Source organism: Methylophaga nitratireducenticrescens (assembly GCF_000260985.4).
Lineage (GTDB): Bacteria > Pseudomonadota > Gammaproteobacteria > Nitrosococcales > Methylophagaceae > Methylophaga > Methylophaga nitratireducenticrescens.
Genome location: NC_017857.3, coordinates 2,226,936 through 2,243,536 on the forward strand (window position 1 = coordinate 2,226,936; position 16,601 = coordinate 2,243,536).

Annotated in this window: 19 protein-coding genes and 1 other RNA gene; 10 read left to right on the forward strand and 10 right to left on the reverse strand. The window is 43.2% G+C overall.

Features of this window, described 5'->3' with window-relative positions; genetic code table 11:
* Positions 1 to 3 precede the first annotated feature (3 nt).
* The 4 genes from tolR to Q7A_RS10565 all read left to right on the forward strand — a co-directional run bounded on the left by tolR (position 4) and on the right by Q7A_RS10565 (position 3,838).
* Complete coding sequence (tolR, locus tag Q7A_RS10550; RefSeq protein ID WP_014707346.1) at positions 4 to 453, forward strand: protein TolR; 450 nt, start codon at positions 4 to 6, stop codon at positions 451 to 453.
* Positions 446 to 1,285, forward strand: coding sequence for an energy transducer TonB (locus Q7A_RS10555; RefSeq protein ID WP_014707347.1), 840 nt, complete (start codon positions 446 to 448; stop codon positions 1,283 to 1,285). Before tolR ends, Q7A_RS10555 begins: the two co-directional genes overlap by 8 nt.
* Positions 1,285 to 3,276 (forward strand): PhoX family protein, encoded by a 1,992-nt coding sequence (locus tag Q7A_RS10560; protein WP_238595907.1) that lies wholly within the window; start codon positions 1,285 to 1,287, stop codon positions 3,274 to 3,276. The genes Q7A_RS10555 and Q7A_RS10560 overlap by 1 nt, the downstream gene beginning before the upstream one ends.
* Positions 3,277 to 3,382: 106 nt before the next feature.
* Positions 3,383 to 3,838 (forward strand): hypothetical protein, encoded by a 456-nt coding sequence (locus Q7A_RS10565; RefSeq protein ID WP_041354556.1) that lies wholly within the window; start codon positions 3,383 to 3,385, stop codon positions 3,836 to 3,838.
* A 12-nt stretch (positions 3,839 to 3,850) separates the two neighbouring features.
* Here the strand turns inward: Q7A_RS10565 and Q7A_RS10570 are convergent, their stop codons facing one another.
* Positions 3,851 to 4,342: a helix-turn-helix domain-containing protein gene (locus tag Q7A_RS10570; RefSeq protein WP_014707350.1), complete on the reverse strand. Its 492-nt coding sequence runs from the start codon at positions 4,340 to 4,342 to the stop codon at positions 3,851 to 3,853.
* A 124-nt stretch (positions 4,343 to 4,466) separates the two neighbouring features.
* Here Q7A_RS10570 and msrB point away from each other — a divergent pair, with 124 nt between their 5' ends.
* Both msrB and msrA read left to right on the forward strand, forming a co-directional pair.
* On the forward strand, positions 4,467 to 4,928 hold the full coding sequence (msrB, locus tag Q7A_RS10575; protein ID WP_014707351.1) for a peptide-methionine (R)-S-oxide reductase MsrB: 462 nt from the start codon (positions 4,467 to 4,469) through the stop codon (positions 4,926 to 4,928).
* Positions 4,925 to 5,425 (forward strand): peptide-methionine (S)-S-oxide reductase MsrA, encoded by a 501-nt coding sequence (msrA, locus tag Q7A_RS10580; protein WP_014707352.1) that lies wholly within the window; start codon positions 4,925 to 4,927, stop codon positions 5,423 to 5,425. The genes msrB and msrA overlap by 4 nt, the downstream gene beginning before the upstream one ends.
* Before the next feature lie 85 nt (positions 5,426 to 5,510).
* On the opposite strand, the gene Q7A_RS10585 is transcribed toward msrA, so the two are convergent.
* The 7 genes from Q7A_RS10585 to smpB all read right to left on the reverse strand — a co-directional run bounded on the left by Q7A_RS10585 (position 5,511) and on the right by smpB (position 11,994).
* Positions 5,511 to 5,936, reverse strand: coding sequence for a hypothetical protein (locus tag Q7A_RS10585; RefSeq protein WP_014707353.1), 426 nt, complete (start codon positions 5,934 to 5,936; stop codon positions 5,511 to 5,513).
* Entirely contained in the window at positions 5,914 to 6,513 is a 600-nt protein-coding gene (locus Q7A_RS10590) for a nucleotidyltransferase domain-containing protein (RefSeq protein ID WP_014707354.1), read from the reverse strand. The genes Q7A_RS10585 and Q7A_RS10590 overlap by 23 nt, the downstream gene beginning before the upstream one ends.
* A gap of 468 nt (positions 6,514 to 6,981) precedes the next feature.
* Entirely contained in the window at positions 6,982 to 7,455 is a 474-nt protein-coding gene (locus tag Q7A_RS10595; protein WP_048480992.1) for a hypothetical protein, read from the reverse strand.
* Between the two features lie 73 nt (positions 7,456 to 7,528).
* On the reverse strand, positions 7,529 to 8,443 hold the full coding sequence (locus Q7A_RS10600; protein WP_014707356.1) for a DUF4238 domain-containing protein: 915 nt from the start codon (positions 8,441 to 8,443) through the stop codon (positions 7,529 to 7,531).
* Positions 8,444 to 8,841: 398 nt separating this feature from the next.
* The gene (locus Q7A_RS10605; protein ID WP_014707357.1) at positions 8,842 to 10,707 is read right to left on the reverse strand and encodes a 3'-5' exonuclease; all 1,866 of its coding nucleotides are present in this window, start codon (positions 10,705 to 10,707) and stop codon (positions 8,842 to 8,844) included.
* A 393-nt stretch (positions 10,708 to 11,100) separates the two neighbouring features.
* Positions 11,101 to 11,461: a transfer-messenger RNA gene (gene ssrA, locus Q7A_RS10610) on the reverse strand.
* A gap of 56 nt (positions 11,462 to 11,517) precedes the next feature.
* Positions 11,518 to 11,994 (reverse strand): SsrA-binding protein SmpB, encoded by a 477-nt coding sequence (smpB, locus tag Q7A_RS10615; protein ID WP_041355163.1) that lies wholly within the window; start codon positions 11,992 to 11,994, stop codon positions 11,518 to 11,520.
* A gap of 92 nt (positions 11,995 to 12,086) precedes the next feature.
* Between smpB and Q7A_RS10620 the strand changes: the two genes are divergently transcribed.
* From Q7A_RS10620 to Q7A_RS10630, 3 genes are read left to right on the forward strand one after another with little or no spacing between them, the layout of a single operon-like run.
* The gene (locus tag Q7A_RS10620; protein WP_014707359.1) at positions 12,087 to 13,475 is read left to right on the forward strand and encodes a sodium-dependent transporter; all 1,389 of its coding nucleotides are present in this window, start codon (positions 12,087 to 12,089) and stop codon (positions 13,473 to 13,475) included.
* A gap of 19 nt (positions 13,476 to 13,494) precedes the next feature.
* Positions 13,495 to 13,935 (forward strand): type II toxin-antitoxin system RatA family toxin, encoded by a 441-nt coding sequence (locus Q7A_RS10625; protein WP_014707360.1) that lies wholly within the window; start codon positions 13,495 to 13,497, stop codon positions 13,933 to 13,935.
* The gene (locus tag Q7A_RS10630) at positions 13,922 to 14,248 is read left to right on the forward strand and encodes an RnfH family protein (RefSeq protein ID WP_014707361.1); all 327 of its coding nucleotides are present in this window, start codon (positions 13,922 to 13,924) and stop codon (positions 14,246 to 14,248) included. The genes Q7A_RS10625 and Q7A_RS10630 overlap by 14 nt, the downstream gene beginning before the upstream one ends.
* Here the strand turns inward: Q7A_RS10630 and Q7A_RS10635 are convergent.
* Both Q7A_RS10635 and Q7A_RS10640 read right to left on the reverse strand, forming a co-directional pair.
* A complete protein-coding gene (locus tag Q7A_RS10635; protein WP_014707362.1) occupies positions 14,238 to 15,044 on the reverse strand; it encodes a ferritin-like domain-containing protein in 807 nt (268 codons plus the stop codon). The two genes, Q7A_RS10630 and Q7A_RS10635, sit on opposite strands and share 11 nt — an antisense overlap.
* Positions 15,037 to 16,017, reverse strand: a complete 981-nt coding sequence (locus Q7A_RS10640; RefSeq protein WP_014707363.1) for an ABC transporter permease — start codon at positions 16,015 to 16,017, stop codon at positions 15,037 to 15,039. Before Q7A_RS10640 ends, Q7A_RS10635 begins: the two co-directional genes overlap by 8 nt.
* A 204-nt stretch (positions 16,018 to 16,221) precedes the next feature.
* Between Q7A_RS10640 and Q7A_RS10645 the strand changes: the two genes are divergently transcribed.
* Positions 16,222 to 16,581 (forward strand): rhodanese-like domain-containing protein, encoded by a 360-nt coding sequence (locus tag Q7A_RS10645; protein ID WP_014707364.1) that lies wholly within the window; start codon positions 16,222 to 16,224, stop codon positions 16,579 to 16,581.
* The last annotated feature ends 20 nt before the right edge of the window (positions 16,582 to 16,601 follow it).

A 16,601-nucleotide genomic window follows, 5' to 3' on the forward strand; every position in this document is an offset into this window, starting at 1 on the left:
ATCATGTTAAGAAAACCCGTTACCAAACATGCCCTGAAGGCTGAAATGAATGTGGTGCCTTATATTGATGTGATGCTGGTGCTATTGGTCATTTTTATGGTCACAGCACCCCTGCTGGTGCAAGGCGTCAAACTGGAACTACCCAAAGTTGCTGCTGAAGCGTTACCCACGGATAGTCAAAAAACCATTTTGAGCTTATCGGTAGTGGCTGATGGCAGTTATTACTGGAATGTTGGCACTGAGGTTGATATTCAGTCTCGTTCTGATCAAGCAGTCACCTTGGACGAAATGGTGATGAAAATTGAACAAATCAGACAGCAGCACCCTGATTTACTGTTCTTTATCCGTGGTGACAAAGCGACTGATTATGCGTCCGTAGTCAGAGCCATCGCGGCCTTACAACAAGTCGGTATAGAAGATGTCGGGCTGATTACGGAGTCGCCTGATGACTGATGCAGGATTCTATGATGATCGTTTTTTAACGCCACCAGCAGAGAATGATGGAGTAAAAACATCGACATTATTATTGGTCGGTTTATTTCATCTGGCCATGGCCGGATTGTTATTGAACTCATGGAGTCCAGCTCAGCAGGATGAGCCCAAACTGAGTACGATCAAAATTCAAATGTTGAGGCTGTCCAAGCCTGTTCCCGAAACCAAACCGGTTGAGCCGGTTCCGATGGCTATCCCGGAACCGGTTCAGCCTGTGTTTGAACCGACACCGGTGGCCCCAAAAAAACCGGAACCAAAACCCGTGGTTGAAAATGAATTGACTTTCAAACGTGTTGAAGAGAAAAAACCAACACCAAAAAAGGAAGTTAAACCAAAACTGGAAAAACCTGAAAAAAAGGTCGTCGAAAAAGTCGTCAAACAACTTGAAAAACGGGTCTCTCAGCCAGCTGAAACTCTGCCTAAACCAGCCTTGGCGCAGCAATCAAAACCTATCAATACCGCTGCAAAGACACCAGTTAAGCAGTATGATTCCTTAAATGATGATGCTAGCGAGACATTTTCAGTCGAACGCTATAAACCGATAGAAAAACAGGCTCCAGAATATCCACGGGGGGCTTTACGTAAAGGCTTGGAAGGTGATTGCACGGTGCGTTATACCGTCAATACCAAGGGTGATGTGGAGTCTCCTGAAGTCTTAGCGAACTGTCATCCATTATTTAAAAAACCGTCTTTAGAGGCCGCCAAAACCTTTCGTTATTCGCCCAGAATGGTGAATGGTCATGCGGTAGCAGTGAACAATGTACATAATACTTTTGAATATCGTATCCACTAATGAAAAATAAACCTCCTATGAATAAGCCTTCCTCTTCCGACTTTCATCAACACATGTCAGCGCATGATGATATCGCCGTTAATCACAGCGATCATCCCAGTTTGAATGATGTTGTGTTATCACGACGGCAAATCCTGAAAGGCAGTTTAAATGCGGCGGCAATGGGCTTTTTTGGATTAAATTTGTCGTCAAATCTGGTGTTTGCAGCTGGCAAAAACAATCTGAATATCCCCTTTATTGGCTTTAACAGCATCCAGCCTCAAACGGATCCGGGATTTGATCACGTCGTTGTGGCTGACGGCTATCAGGCAAAACCGTTTTTTTCCTGGGGTGATCCTGTTGTCACAGGGGCAACCGATTGGAATGCAGATGCTTTAAATAGCTGGCAAGAGCAGTTAAAACAAGCCGGTCAGAACCATGATGGTATGCATTTTTTTGCTTTTCCGGACGACAATAATCGTGGTTTACTGGTCATTAATCATGAATACACAAATCCGACTCTGCATAAGGATGGAATTACGTTTATCGATGGTAAACGTCGTTTAGATGATGTTAAAAAAGAACAGGCTGCCCATGGTGTCAGTGTGATTGAAGTGAAAATAGATAAACAAGGTCAATGGCAATGCGTCTACCCTTCTGTTTATAACCGGCGTATTTCGGCACTGACCATCATGCATGTCAGTGGTCCATTGGCCGGTCATGACTTGTTAAAAACCGTCGATGATCCTGCTGCGATGGAAATCATCGGCACCCTGAACAATTGTTCGAATGGTTTTACCCCATGGGGCACATACCTGGCGTGTGAAGAAAATTGGCATAACTATTTTGTGAATCAGGATGCAACGGATTACCAGTCTCGTGTTTCACATCATCGTTATGGCATTTCCACGGGAAAAACAACCAAAAGCTATGGCTGGTCTAGCGTAGATAAACGGTTTGATGCAACACCTAATGCCGAGCTTCCCCATCAAGGCTATGTCAACGAACCCAATCGCTTTGGCTGGGTGGTTGAGATCGATCCTTTTGATCCTGACAGTAAACCAATCAAACGCACTGCTTTTGGTCGATTCTGTCGTGAGGGTGTCACGCCAGCCTTAGCTGAAAATGGCCAAATGGCTTTTTACTCGGGTGATGATACCCGTGGTGAATATGTCTATAAGTTTGTGCCGCAACAACGTTTCGATAAGACCCAACCTCATAAACATCGCGATATGCTCGATCATGGCACGTTATATGTTGCCCGTTTTAATAATGATGGTTCAGGTCGCTGGTTGCCATTAGTGCATGGTCATTCAGGTTTAACCGCAGAAAATGGTTTTCCCAGCCAGGCTGAAGTATTGGTAAATGCGCGTGCGGCAGCGGATCAATTAGGTGCAACGCCCATGGATCGACCTGAATGGGCAACCGTGAACCCGCATAACCTCGACGTCTATGTCACGTTAACCAATAATTACCTGCGGGGCACGGAATTCGCTCTTAATGCCGCCAACCCCCGTCCTGATAATCGACATGGTCAGATAATCAAAATACAGGAAGATCAGGCCGATCCAGCGGCTATCAGCTTTCAATGGGAATTATTTGTGGTGGCAGGTGAAAAAGCCGGGACACAGAATGCTGATGGCAAGCCGGTTGCTGAGCATTTAGTTGGAAATATCGAGGGTGATATCTTCTCTTCGCCCGATGGCTTGGGATTTGATAAGGATGGTCGCTTGTGGATTCTGACGGATTACGATGATGAAGATCCGGTGATGGAAAACATGGGCTGTAATCAAATGTTATGTGCCAATCCACAAACTCGGGAAATTAAACGCTTTATGGTTGGCCCCAGGGGGTGTGAAATTACCGGGATTACCTGGAGCCCGGACTATACAGCGATGTGGGTGAACATTCAGCACCCTGGTCTAAGCTATCCTGCCAGCGATGGCAGAACCCGTCCGCGTTCCACTACAGTACTTATTACCAAAGATGATGGTGGTGTAATCGGTCGCTAACGATGAGAATGTTGCCCTATAGATAATTTTGTATTTGAGTGATGCATCGGTATGCTTGCAAGGATTCTATTTATCCTTAAACCTCAAAAAGACACCGGGCAGCATCATGAATAAAAAGTTACTTTTCGTCATCGGCATAATTCTGTTCGTTGCTATTATCATGATAGCTTCGCGTTTAATAAATACGCCTTCACCTTACCTAACCTCTGACAATGGTCAGGAACTGCCTACCGAAGCATCGATCGAGGAAGGTTTTATGGAGGCTGAAAAATTAATTAATTCCAGAGCGCCCATCAAAATTGATGACGAAACCCAGCTTAATAAGGCTTTAGCCGGTCCCGGTGATTTGATGACTTATTATTATTCATTAACCAATGTCACTATAGACAATGTGAATCCGGCGGCGGTACTTAAGGATATCAAACCCAAATTGCTCGCCAGCCTCTGCAGTAATGCTGATATGCAGCCTATTCTAAAGGCGGGTGCGAAACTTGTTTATGTCTATTCCGATAAAAATAACGAAGATGTTGGCCGTATTGAGGTAGTGGAAGCTGATTGTTAATGATTAATTTAATCAGGCAATGGTCCGCTCGCGTAGCAGAAGCATCATATCCCGTTTAGGTGGATGCCCAAACATACGGACATATTCACGACTGAATTGTGACGGGCTTTCATAGCCAACCTGATAGGCCGTGCTGGCAGCATCCAGCGTCTCGGCCAACATGATTTTTCGCGCTTCAAGTAGTCTGAGTCGTTTTTGATATTGCAATGGACTCATCGCGGTAACCGCTTTGAAATGGCTATGAAAAGACGAAATACTCATGCCTACCTGAGTCGCCAGGTCTTCAATTTTAATCGGTTTGTGGTAATTCGTTTTTAACACCTCAATAGCATTTGAAATGCGTTGCATATGGCTACCGGTTTGGGCCATTTGAGCAATGACGTTGCCATATTGACCGTTAAGTAGCCGGTAATGGATTTCGCGTTTAATCATTGGCGCCAATAATGCAATATCCTGTGTAGCTAACAATAATCGGGCAAGTCGTAATACGCCATCATCCAGCAAAAGCTTATTGAACTGCCTGGTTGCTCAATTAATTAATCCAAACACGATTGTGAACAAACAGCGCTGTAATTTGCCTATAGTGTTTATAAAACGTCCAAGCTAATAAGCATAGAGGCTAAGTCCAATGAAAGATTATAAAAAATCGCCCAATATCGTTGAACAACTCACACCTGAACAACATTACGTAACCCAGCAATGTGGTACTGAACCGCCATTTGATAATGCTTATTGGGACAATCACGAAGCTGGGCTTTACGTCGATGTGGTTTCGGGTGAGCCCTTATTTGCTTCGGTTGATAAGTTTGATAGCGGAACCGGCTGGCCAAGTTTTACCCGTCCAGTGCAAAGTGAAAATGTGAACGAAAATTTTGATGACAGCCTGGGCATGCGGCGTGTTGAAGTGCGCTCAGTGCATGGTGATAGTCATTTAGGTCATGTTTTCCCCGATGGTCCTGAAGAAGCCGGTGGCATGCGTTATTGCATCAACTCAGCATCCCTGCGGTTTATTCCTGTTGAAGAGCTTGAAGCAGAAGGTTACGACGAGTTTAAAAATCTGTTTTCAGAAACCTTAGGTGAAACAAAATGAGCGAGACAAATACCGAACGTGCCGTACTGGCCGGTGGCTGCTTCTGGGGTATGCAGGATTTGATTCGTAAATTGCCTGGCGTTATCTCATCGCGAGTCGGCTATACCGGCGGCGATATTCCAAATGCCACTTATCCAAACCATGGCACACATGCTGAAGCAATTGAAATTATCTTTGATCCCGAACAGATTAGTTTCCGACAGTTACTCGAATCCTTCTTTCAAATCCACGACCCGACCACACCAAATCAACAAGGTAACGATCGAGGCATGAGTTATCGCTCTGCGATTTATTTCACCAACGATGAACAAGCCGAAATTGCCAAACAGACTATTGAAGATATAAATCAATCAGGGTTATGGCCTGGCAAAGTTGTTACTGAAGTGGAACCCGTCGGTGATTTCTGGGAAGCCGAACCCGAACATCAGGATTATCTGCAACACTATCCAACTGGCTATACCTGTCATTATGTTCGGCCGAATTGGAAGCTATCTTAAGAAAAGAATTGGTTTTATTGATTGAGCCTCTATTATAGAAATAATTTTTCTGATCAGTTGTTGCACTTTCAGCAACAACTGATCGTTATTTTGCAATTGGCCCCAACTCTTCAACCAACGTTAATAACTCTTTCGTTATAGCAATCAATTCATCCAGTAGCTGTGGCGTAATTTCCAGGTGACCTTCATATTCAGCCAAATTGCGTTGCTTATGACATTTATCTAACACTCGCCACTTGCTAGTTGTCATGCCTACTGTGTGTTCCAAACACTGAAACACCAGATAACGATTGTCTGAGCGGTATCCATGCCAACGCATCGACGCCAAAGACAAAGCATGTGCGGCACCATAAGCTAATGAAAAACGGCTATCGTCGGATAAGCTTTCCACATTGGCATCCTGCAAACGGCGTTTGGCAGAAATCACCATGCCATCAAATTCTTTTTGATCTGCAGGTTCTATTTTTAAATTGTTAGTTTTTACTAGGTTATCCAGATGCGCTAATGTCATTTTCTGATCCCTTCAGCCAAATCTTCGGTTGGTCCATTACCTTTGAAATAAATGCATTATCTTCCTGCCATTTCTGTTTGAACTGTTCTAATTCATAAACAGAAGGATTGATAGGTCGCGATAAAGTCTTTTCAGCGTCAACAAGACATTCCATCAAGTCCGCATAAGCCAACTTATCAGAAATAACCAGCAGATCAATATCACTTTTAGCCTTTGCCTCGCCCTTCGCGACGGAGCCATAGATAAAGGCACATAAAATCTTATCATTAACTGGCTTTAAAGCCTGACGAACTACATCAGCGACACCGAATGTCTTTGTTGCAATCGCCACCAGTTCATCAAATATCGGATTATCTGAGTTTGCTTGATAGTACTGTTGATTACCTTCTTTCGTACTAATCAATATTCCAGAGCTAGTAAGTTTTTCCAGTTCTCGTGTAACGGTGCCCCGCCCCATTGCAGCCATGCGAACAATCTCGTTCGTATAAAACCTTTTATCAGGTTTGCCATATAACAAACCCAGAACACGTTGCTGTGTTTTTGTAAACAATGCTTCAGCGATGGATGTTACTGACATAAAACACCATTAATAAAATACCCAATATGGGTACTATAATCCCCATATTGGGTATTTACAATATTAATGCAGCTTACTAGAAAAATCAGGGAACAGATCAACTCGGTTTCTTGGACTTGGTAAGGCGAAACCGACAGGTATTAAACGTACAGACTAGTCGTTCTGACTTAAAATCCTTACAACTCCCTAATGGAGTCCTGTCCTATCAGTCTCGTTGTGCCGTCAACTCTTTCTACACGATATGACGTTGGTGTTTTTTTAGTGCATCTGACGCTATTTTCATAGCGGCCTGCTGTAAAGACAACATCATATATTTTGCCAATTTTTATTTATCGGTATTTATACGGCACGAGAAATTTAAAGAAGAGATTATCGGCCAAACACCCGCAGCACAGGAAAAATTGGAACGCAGCAAAAATTTTGTCCTTGTGACTGCGTTTGTTAGGTGCGATTGATACGAAGATAGTTTTATTTAAGTTGTGATTGCACATAAGCTTGAAAACTCTCTTCATTAATACCGCTGGATTTGCGAACATTCTCAGACATTTTCATTGTGATCTGGTCAGCAGTGCGAAGCTGATGTTCCACCTCTTGCAACTCCTCAGTAAGTCTTTCGAACCCTTCTCTGCTTCTCATGTCGTTTGCTCGGGCATAGAAAAACTCATGTGCAAGGAAATTCCTTTGATCTCTATAGCCGATGAGCATATCTTTGAATTCTAGTTCTAGCACACAATGCTTTTCTAGTTCTTTCAAGAGCGCACCGAGAGTTTTACGACTAAGCAATGCATCAAGGTCATCATACTCATCTAGGTCTGTATCTGGATCTCTAAGTCTCTTTAAGCCAAGCAGCAAAGTGACCAACTCAACTTCAAACAGTTGGGCTGCATACATTGCTGCGCCATACCAAGCAAACATTTCCTTTCGGAGTTCAATATCATCCATATTAGACACCTAACGCTTTGCTCACCGGAAAATTGGGAGCGTAGCGAGTAATTTTTCCGAGTGCAGCAACTTGTTAAGCAGCGCCCGCACTGTGGCTCCTCTGATAGAAAGGCTCAATTTCATCTAATTGCCAATTTGGATATTCGAAGCCATCTGTGTTGCTCATAATTTTTCGAATACTTTCAAAAGCGTTTTCAGGGTCATTATCATCTAGCACATGAAGAGAGAATGGTGGCTGTGGGTAAAGACCCAAAATATCACCATACATTTTCTCGGCAATGACTCCGTCATCTTTCGGAGAGATAATTAGAGTTTCTCCTGCCGATTTTGCCAAGTGAAAATTAAATAAGTGAGCACCGCCCTTAGCTAGCTGATAGCCACACGTTTCATTAGGCTTATTTGTGAATGCGTTCCAACCACTTGACATTGAGCATGCGACGAAACAGATTTTAGGAGTAAGTGGATAGAATAAGCAGGTATCCGGCAATTCAATGAAGCCCGTTTGCAATATAGGATTATCACTTCTTTCAAAAAAGTCATCCTCATGAGCCAAAAGTAGGCACCAATCTCTATTAGCCACAAAATTTAGATCCAAACAATCCTTGCAGCCCACACGACAATGCTTTGGCTCTTCAGCTATACCAAAAAGTTCACGAGCTTTATTTTCATATTTCATATAGGTCGGCGTGCGAACCAATTGCGACAGCATGAACTGAGACCAGGTAAGACGCTCATCTTCGGATAGCTCATTGTAACTAATTATTTTCTGATAGATCGGACCAGCTAACGTCTCCAAATTTTGATCCAATGCATTTTCTACTGCCCAAGAGTATAAGCCGCGCTTTATACCCCATTGCTTCCAGCCTTTAGGGGATTTCTTAACTTCACCACTATATGAGCAACTGAAATAAGATATATAGCCGCCATTTTCGGCCCACGCTTTGTTGGCAAATTTTGGAGAATAATGTGATCTCGGTGGGTTTGCCAAAATTGACTCCTTCACTTATTACAGCTGCTTAACAGTATGTTTATGAGGTCTGCGACCTCATAATAATTATTAACGTGAATGGATCATAAATATAACGAACCAAATCCACTCCAAATAAGATATTGAAATATCAGCTCTTTTACGACTGTATTATATTGGATTCATTAATCGTGAATGATTCACGATTAATTTTTTCGATATAACCTGTTAGCTGCCGATATATAAAAATTCAGGGATGAACTCATTTATATGTCATTGTTACCGTTTCGTACAGTTCTTCTCGGAACCCCAAGTAAATTTAGCTTATTAGCTAACCTGTAAAATTTCCATATGCGTAGCGATTGTCGATTCTGTCATTGCCATTCTCCGATCTATATTGGAGAGGTATTCACTTCGCATTAACTCGCTATTTTGAGAATTCGCTCTGTTAAAAGATTTTTTTGAGAAACGGTCATATGCAGGTGTTTCTGGGCACGGGTCATGCCCACATAAAGTAGGCGAGCTTCAGCATTAATATCATCTTGTTTCAGTTGGCTTATGCCAACGATTACTACAGCAGGAAATTCCAGCCCTTTACTACTATGAATACTCAAGACAGAGACACTATCTTTGGTCGGGTTATATGCATGTTTAGTTTCTTTTGAGCCTAACCAGGAATAGGGAATTCCATGTTGGTGTAACGAATCCGCAATGGCTTTGCCTTGATAATTTGCAGCGAATAAAATAGCCATGTCTCGCCACTCTCCTCCTCGCTGGTGCCATTTTTTTATACAAGTTATGGTATCGCTGATTTCGTCTTGCCATTGTTTGAGAAAATGCACAGTGGGTCTTTCACCGTGAATGCCAGCAGCTTCTGGCTGGATCAAAGGAATATCAACATCATCGTGGCTTGCTCCGAAATATTCTTTAGCAAAATCATAAGCAAAAGCAAGTATTTCCCGGGTATTTCTATAATTTAATTTTAAAATTGTACTTCGACCTTGGGCTTGAATCCCGGTACTAGCCAAACTAAAGCTCAGGCCTGATTTTTTCTTATAAATGGACTGGGCATCGTCACACAGTAAGAGTAATGAATTGGTTTCGGGATCAATCATCTGAACAACAAGTTTTAGCCAATCTGACTCAAAATCATGGCCTTCATCAATCATCACTGCGCTATATTGTGCGCGAGGAATATCATCCTTACTAACGCCATTGATAACCGAAATGACTTGTCGTTCCCAATAGGGCTCATCGCCAGCTAAGACATCTACATGATAGGTTTTTAATTGCTGGCTGCACCAATCATGGAAATGATGAACATTCACTTTGTCGGAGATACCTTTGCTTACCATAAAGCTTCGCAATTTTGCTGCAAGCGTAATATTGAAACACAGTACAAGAATAGGTTTGTTGGTCAATTTAGCGAGTAATTCAGCACGATAACCGAGTATCAACGTTTTACCCGAGCCAGCTACCCCATGGATAACCCGGTGTCCTTCTCCCAGGCTCCGAGCTAGTTGCTCTTGTTGAATATCCATTATGCGGATGATGTCTGGAATCTGTTCACTCAGCGTCGACAGATCCTCAGGTGTATCAGGTTGATTGATGAGAGTGCCAAATAGATTTTCCTGGCTAGGTTGAGAAATGCGTACTTCAGGGAATAAATGCCATCGTATTCGATCAATTTGAGGCAAGGTGAGTTTGGTTTGAAACTGATAGGGAAACATATCCCAGAGTCTTTTTTGGAATTCTTCGGGATCAACAGACTCTGTCATCTCGTCTTTGTAAATCATTAAATGATCAGGAAGTAGCTTTTCTCTGTATTCAGCTGGAATAGCTGCTTCTATTTGATTGCGAGTGATATTGGTAAACACAACGCCGTGGGCATATGGCGTGACTAAATTGCCGTCATACTTTGAGCCTTTCTGCCTTAATTCTTTATCCGCTTCTAATAGACGAATTCCTTGATAGGCATACTGGCGGACTTGCACAAAAGGATTGGGGACAGTTTTTAAGCCATTAATAGTTAACAACTCTACCGTTTCTTTGGTTATTTTTTTTATGCTTGAAGCTTTCCAGTCTTTTACTTCGAGAAATAATAAGCCTCGGCTGGGGTGCAAAATTATAAAATCAGGATAACGTCGTCTTTTCCCTATAGGGATGTCATACCAGCATAGATAGTCATCTTCCAGGAAATTTCTCAGACGAGTAGCAAGCCGCTTTTCACCAGATGTCATTCTGGATAAAACTTCTCGACTTAGACTGGGGATAATCTCTGCCAAAGCAAAATCCTTCTATCCGGTTCATTCCGGGCCATTTTTAACTGTATTCATCTTAACAATACAGTTTGGATTGACTATCAATTAACAAACCAAAATGAGGAAGAATCTTTTTATTCAATTATTAGTTAAATTAAATTTTAAAAAACATTCTTAACTTCATCTTTTTACGGAGTATAAACCACTTTTTTTGAGAATCCATGGTTTGAGTTCGCAAAAATGGGTATTGAGTGGTGAAGATATGAGATATGTGGACTTACTAAATACCACTAGGTTGTTGTTACAAGTTTAACGATCATTATTTAATGAATTCTCGACTTTGGTATTGAAATCTGAATCGTTGATCGCCGATCTTCAGGCACAAAAAAACCACCCAAAGGTGGTTTATTTTTGTTTTGGTGGAGGCGGCGGGAATCGAACCCGCGTCCGCAAATCCTCTGCCTTCAGCTCTACATGCTTATTTCATCTATTAATTTAACTTCAAGCTACCCGATGAACAGGGAAAACATGAAGCGATCTTGTTAGGTTTTAGTCAATCAGTACCAAGCATACGTCAAGACGATCTTGTGAGAGTCGACGCCCGATACCAGACGCACAAGCACGGATCTGGTCGGACGGCATTCACTGGTTATTAAGCAGCTAGTGCGTAGTTGTTATCGTTAGCAACTATATTTTTCCAATCTTTTTTACGAGAAGAACTGGAGTACTCGGCATGCACCTTAGGTTTCGTAACCCACGTCGAAGCCAGGTCGCCCCCAAAGGTTTGTTGTACGTTTGTCATTATACGGATTTTAAAGTTCCGTGACGATCTCTTTAGATATTTTTAAACAGTCTTTCTTTATCACGCTGCCAATCGCGTTCTTTCATGGTGGCGCGCTTGTCGTGCATTTGCTTGCCTTTAGCCAGCGCAATTTCGACCTTGGCTTTGCCCCGCTTCCAATACATGGCAAGGGGGATCAAGGTGTAACCTTTGCGCTCAACTGCGCCAATCAGCTTATTTAGCTCGTTACGATTGAGCAGCAGTTTACGGTCGCGTTGTGGTTCTGGAACGACGTGGGTAGAAGCTGTTTTCAATGCGGTAACCAGTGCATTGGCTAACCAGGCTTCGCCATGACGAATCAGCACGTAGCTATCACTCAGCTGTGCTTTGCCTTCACGTAAGCTTTTGACTTCCCATCCCTCCAGCACCAAACCCGCCTCGAATTTTTCTTCTATAAAAAATTCATGACGCGCTTTCCGGTTACGGGCGATAGTGTTATCAGTGTTTTGTGGTTTTTTCTTGGTGGCCATCAAGGCATTATACATGTGCCTATTGCTGCTTGGCTTGAGCATTTTAGGAAATTCGCCGAGAATCGAGGCTATTTATTTTTAATGAGTGTGATATGAGTAGACCGTTAAAATCGGTTCATGGTGAGTGGACATCACGCTGGGCCTTCATTCTTGCAGCCACGGGGGCGGCTGTTGGCCTCGGAAATATCTGGAAATTTCCCTATATTGCTGGTGAATATGGCGGTGGCGCATTTGTTCTGGTTTATCTTGCCTGTATCTTTGCCATCGGTGTTCCCATCATGATGGCGGAAATTCTGATTGGTCGACGCGGTCGGCAAAATCCTTTTAACAGTCTGGCCAGTCTGGCTGAAGAAGAAAAAGCCTCCTCCCTTTGGAAATATCTTGGTTTCGGTGGCGTTTTGGCCGGTTTTTTAATCCTTTCTTATTACAGCGTGATTGCGGGTCAAGCAATCGCTTATGTTCCCCGTTTATTGTTTGGAGTATTTGAAGGCGTCACACCGGATGGTGCACGCAACCTGCATCTGGCATTAATTCAAGATCCTGAAAAGCTGCTGGCCTGGCATACCCTTTTTATGATGTTAACGATGTTGATTGTCAGTCGTGGTGTACAGCGCGGTTTGGAAAAGTCTGTTCGGTTTTTAATGCCAGCGTTATTTCTGATCCTGTTGATTTTGGTGGCTTATGCCTACCAAACTGGTGTTTATTTTAACCAGGCAGTAACTTTTTTATTCAAACCTGATTTTTCCAGACTTACAACTGAAGGTGTTTTAACAGCAATGGGCCATGCTTTTTTCACGTTAAGTCTGGGAATGGGCGCCATTATGGTCTATGGCTCCTATTTACCAAAAAAGGCCTCAATTTTAAAAGTCTCTCTGGCGATTTCCTTTATGGATACAGCTGTGGCGATCCTGGCTGGTCTCGCAATTTTCCCATTAGTGTTTGCCAATGGAATGTCACCTGGTGCCGGACCAAGTTTGATTTTTGAAACGCTTCCTATTGCTTTTGGCCATATGGAGAATGGCGCATTTTTTGGTGCTATGTTCTTTTTGTTGTTGGTTTTTGCGGGATTAAGTTCAGCGATTGCATTGGTTGAGCCAGTCGTTACTTGGCTTGTCGAAAACTTTGAGATAAAACGGCTTAATGCCTGCATCTGGGTCGGTATACTGGTCTGGTTGCTGGGGCTGTTAAGCTTGTTCTCCTTTAATGTGTTGAAAGACTGGACTTGGCTCGATATGACGGCCTTTGAGTTGCTGGATTATCTGACTGCCAATATTATGTTGCCTTTGGGAGGCATGCTCATTGCAATATTTGCTGGATGGACCATGTCACAACGTAGTACTCAGGAAGAGCTGGGGATTAAATCCTACCTGATCTATCATGAATGGCGTTTTTTGGTTCGATATGTCACGCCAATAGCGATTTTTGTCGTGTTTGTGAGTTTGACAGGCGTATTGGATTTCGTCTTTGATTATTTTAATTAGAGGTCAACAGAAACACTAAATGACAACTATTACGCGCAGTTCACTGGTGATGTATACCCCTGATCAGATGTTTGATTTGGTTAATGATGTTGAAGCTTATCCAAGTTTTCTCCCTTGGTGTCGTGGCAGTAAAATTATCAATAAAAGCGATAAGGTGATTTGTGCCACACTGGATATTGCCAAAGGAGGTATCCATCATGAATTCTCTACCCGCAATACCTTGCAGCATGGTGAATCAATTCGTATCGAACTGATTGATGGTCCATTCCGTCATTTAGAAGGTTTCTGGCAGTTCAGCCCGATTGGGGATAATGAAGGTTGCCGGGTACAGCTGGATATGGATTTTGAATTTTCCACCCGTCTGCTGGATTTGGCATTGGGTCCGGTATTCACTCAGATATCCGGTTCATTAGTTGAAGCTTTTTGTGTACGCGCCAGAGAAATTTATGGAACACGTTAACTCTGAATTAATAACCGTAGAAGTGGCGTATGCCCTGCCGGATGAGCAGGTGATTTTGTCATTGGAAGTACCTGATAAAACGTCGGTGGAACAAGCGATCAAACGCTCCGGTATTCTGGAACGTTATCCGCAAATCAATCTTGAAACAGATAAAGTCGGGATTTTTGGCAAAATCTGTAAGCTAAATGCTACGCTCAGCCCTAAGGATCGCATCGAGATTTATCGTCCATTGATTGCAGATCCCAAAGAATCACGACGGCAAAAAGCTGAAATGGAAAAGAAAAACAAAACAGCTGAAGCCGCTAGCGATTGAGTTCTAACCAATCCAATTCTGCATCAGTAAAGCCCGCCTGTTTACGGGCTGCAATATGAAATGGCCCACGTATCTCACCATTAAAGTAAGTTTTTAATAAGGTGGTAAATGTCGATGTCGGCTCAAGATCGCGTTGCTCACAAAGATAATTAAACCAACGTGTGCCGATTGATACGTGACCTATTTCTTCGCGCAAAATCACTTCAAGAATTTCTACCGCAGCCAGATCCCCACTGCCACGCAGTTTATTCATCATGCCAGGCGTCACATCCAATCCCCTCGCCTCTAATACCCTTGGTACCAGTGCCATGCGGGTTAATGGATCGTGATGGGTTTTCTGTGCCATTTCCCATAAACCATCATGTGCCGGAAAATCTCCATAGGCATACCCTGCCAGCTGTAAATGTGCAGAGAGCATTGAAAAATGTTTGGCTTCCTCATCGGCAACCTGCAACCAGTCACGATAAAAATCATCTGGCATATTGGCAAAACGAGCGATGGCATCCAACGCTAAATTAATGGCATTAAACTCGATATGGCAAATGGCGTGAATCAACGTGGTATGACCGGTCTGCTGATTATTACGTCGCCGGGGTAAGTCACGTGGCGAGACCAGGTCGGGCTTATCCGGTCTGCCTGGGATCGCTGGAACATCCACTGGCTGATGCTGAATGACATAACCTTGTTCGCGGCATTCAACAGCCAGTTGCCGTGTCTGCAGCGCTTTATCAGCGGCATCATTAATCAAAAGACATTGTAAAGCGCGGATGCGTATATCAATATTTGAATCAGCCATCCATTCGTACCCGTGGATCAACAAAAGTGTAGGAAATATCGGTCAGTAACAGACCTACGATATATAAGACTGAGCCAAGAAAAACCATGGCTCGCACAATGGCAAAATCCTGGGCATGAATAGCGTCAATGGTATAGCTACCCAAGCCTGGAATACCAAAGAATGACTCCAGAATCAGACTGCCCATAAACAGGGTTGGTATTACCACTACCGCGCCAGTCAGAATTGGAATCATCGCGTTTTTCAAAACATGTTTAAACAAAACCTGCACTTCCGATAAGCCTTTTGCTCGGGCTGTGCGAACGTAATCCTTGGAAATTTCTTCCAGAAATAAAGTGCGGTACCAGCGCGATCCCGAGCCAATACCTGAAACAATGCCAATCGCTACCGGTAAAATCAGGAATTTTATCGTACTGACCCCCTCACCGAAGCCCGAGATAGGCACCAGCTGCATGACTTTGCCGATGACAAACTGCCCGGCGATAATATAAAACAGACTGGATATCGACATTAATACGACACACAGCACTACCCCACCGAGATCAACATAGGTTGCCCGAAAAAACACCATCATCAACGCAAAGGTAATATTGACCAGCAAGCCAACAATAAATACCGGAATGGCAATCGCCAGACTGGGCCACATGCGGGTTTTGATATCTTCACCAATGTCTCGTCCATCATCGGCCTGACCAAATTCAAAGCTGAATAGCGCCAGCGATTTATCAAAAAAAATGGTATCGGTGAGTTTTTCGAAACCGTCAGCCGATTCATTCCACAGCAAATCCTGGTCGTAACCGCGTTCCTGTTTCCAGGTCGTAATCGCCTGTTCGGTAATGTAACGTTCGCCCAATTGCATCCGCGCCATATCATCTGGCGTATTGACCATAAAAAACAATGCAAATGTCAGTGCATTGACACCCAACAGTATGGGAAAGGCATACAGGATACGGCGAATAATATAGGCCAGCATAATTGTCTCAGGCACTGATATAACATTCTGGATTAGGTCATAAAAGCATTATGGCTTTGGCAGATGTTGGTTCAGCTAAGTTACAAAATTAAAGAAAAAACATTGTAACAGCGCAACCCTCAATTGGGTTATCAAGCAATTGGTTTCTTTGACAACTATTAATGATTACTATGGTCACAGATTTAAATCATTCAGGAGTATCGCATGGCAAAAACAGCATCGGATCTGGTACAGGCAGCAAAGGCATCCATACAGCAAATCAGTGTTTCTCAGTCACAGCAAATGCTGGATGATGACAGCATTGCTCTGGATGTACGTGAGCCTGAAGAGTTCGCTAAGGGTCATATCGCTGATGCCAGACATATTCCACGCGGCATGCTTGAGTTTTCAGTAGAAACACATCCGGATTTTCAGGATAAAACGCGTCCTATCGTGGTGTATTGCAAATCCGGTGGTAGAAGTGCATTGGCGACGGCAACGTTGCAGCAGCTTGGTTTTACCAATGTCTATTCAATGATTGGGGGCTATGATGCATGGTCTGCGGCATCGAATGATGCTGATTGATTAAATAACACAGGTCTGGA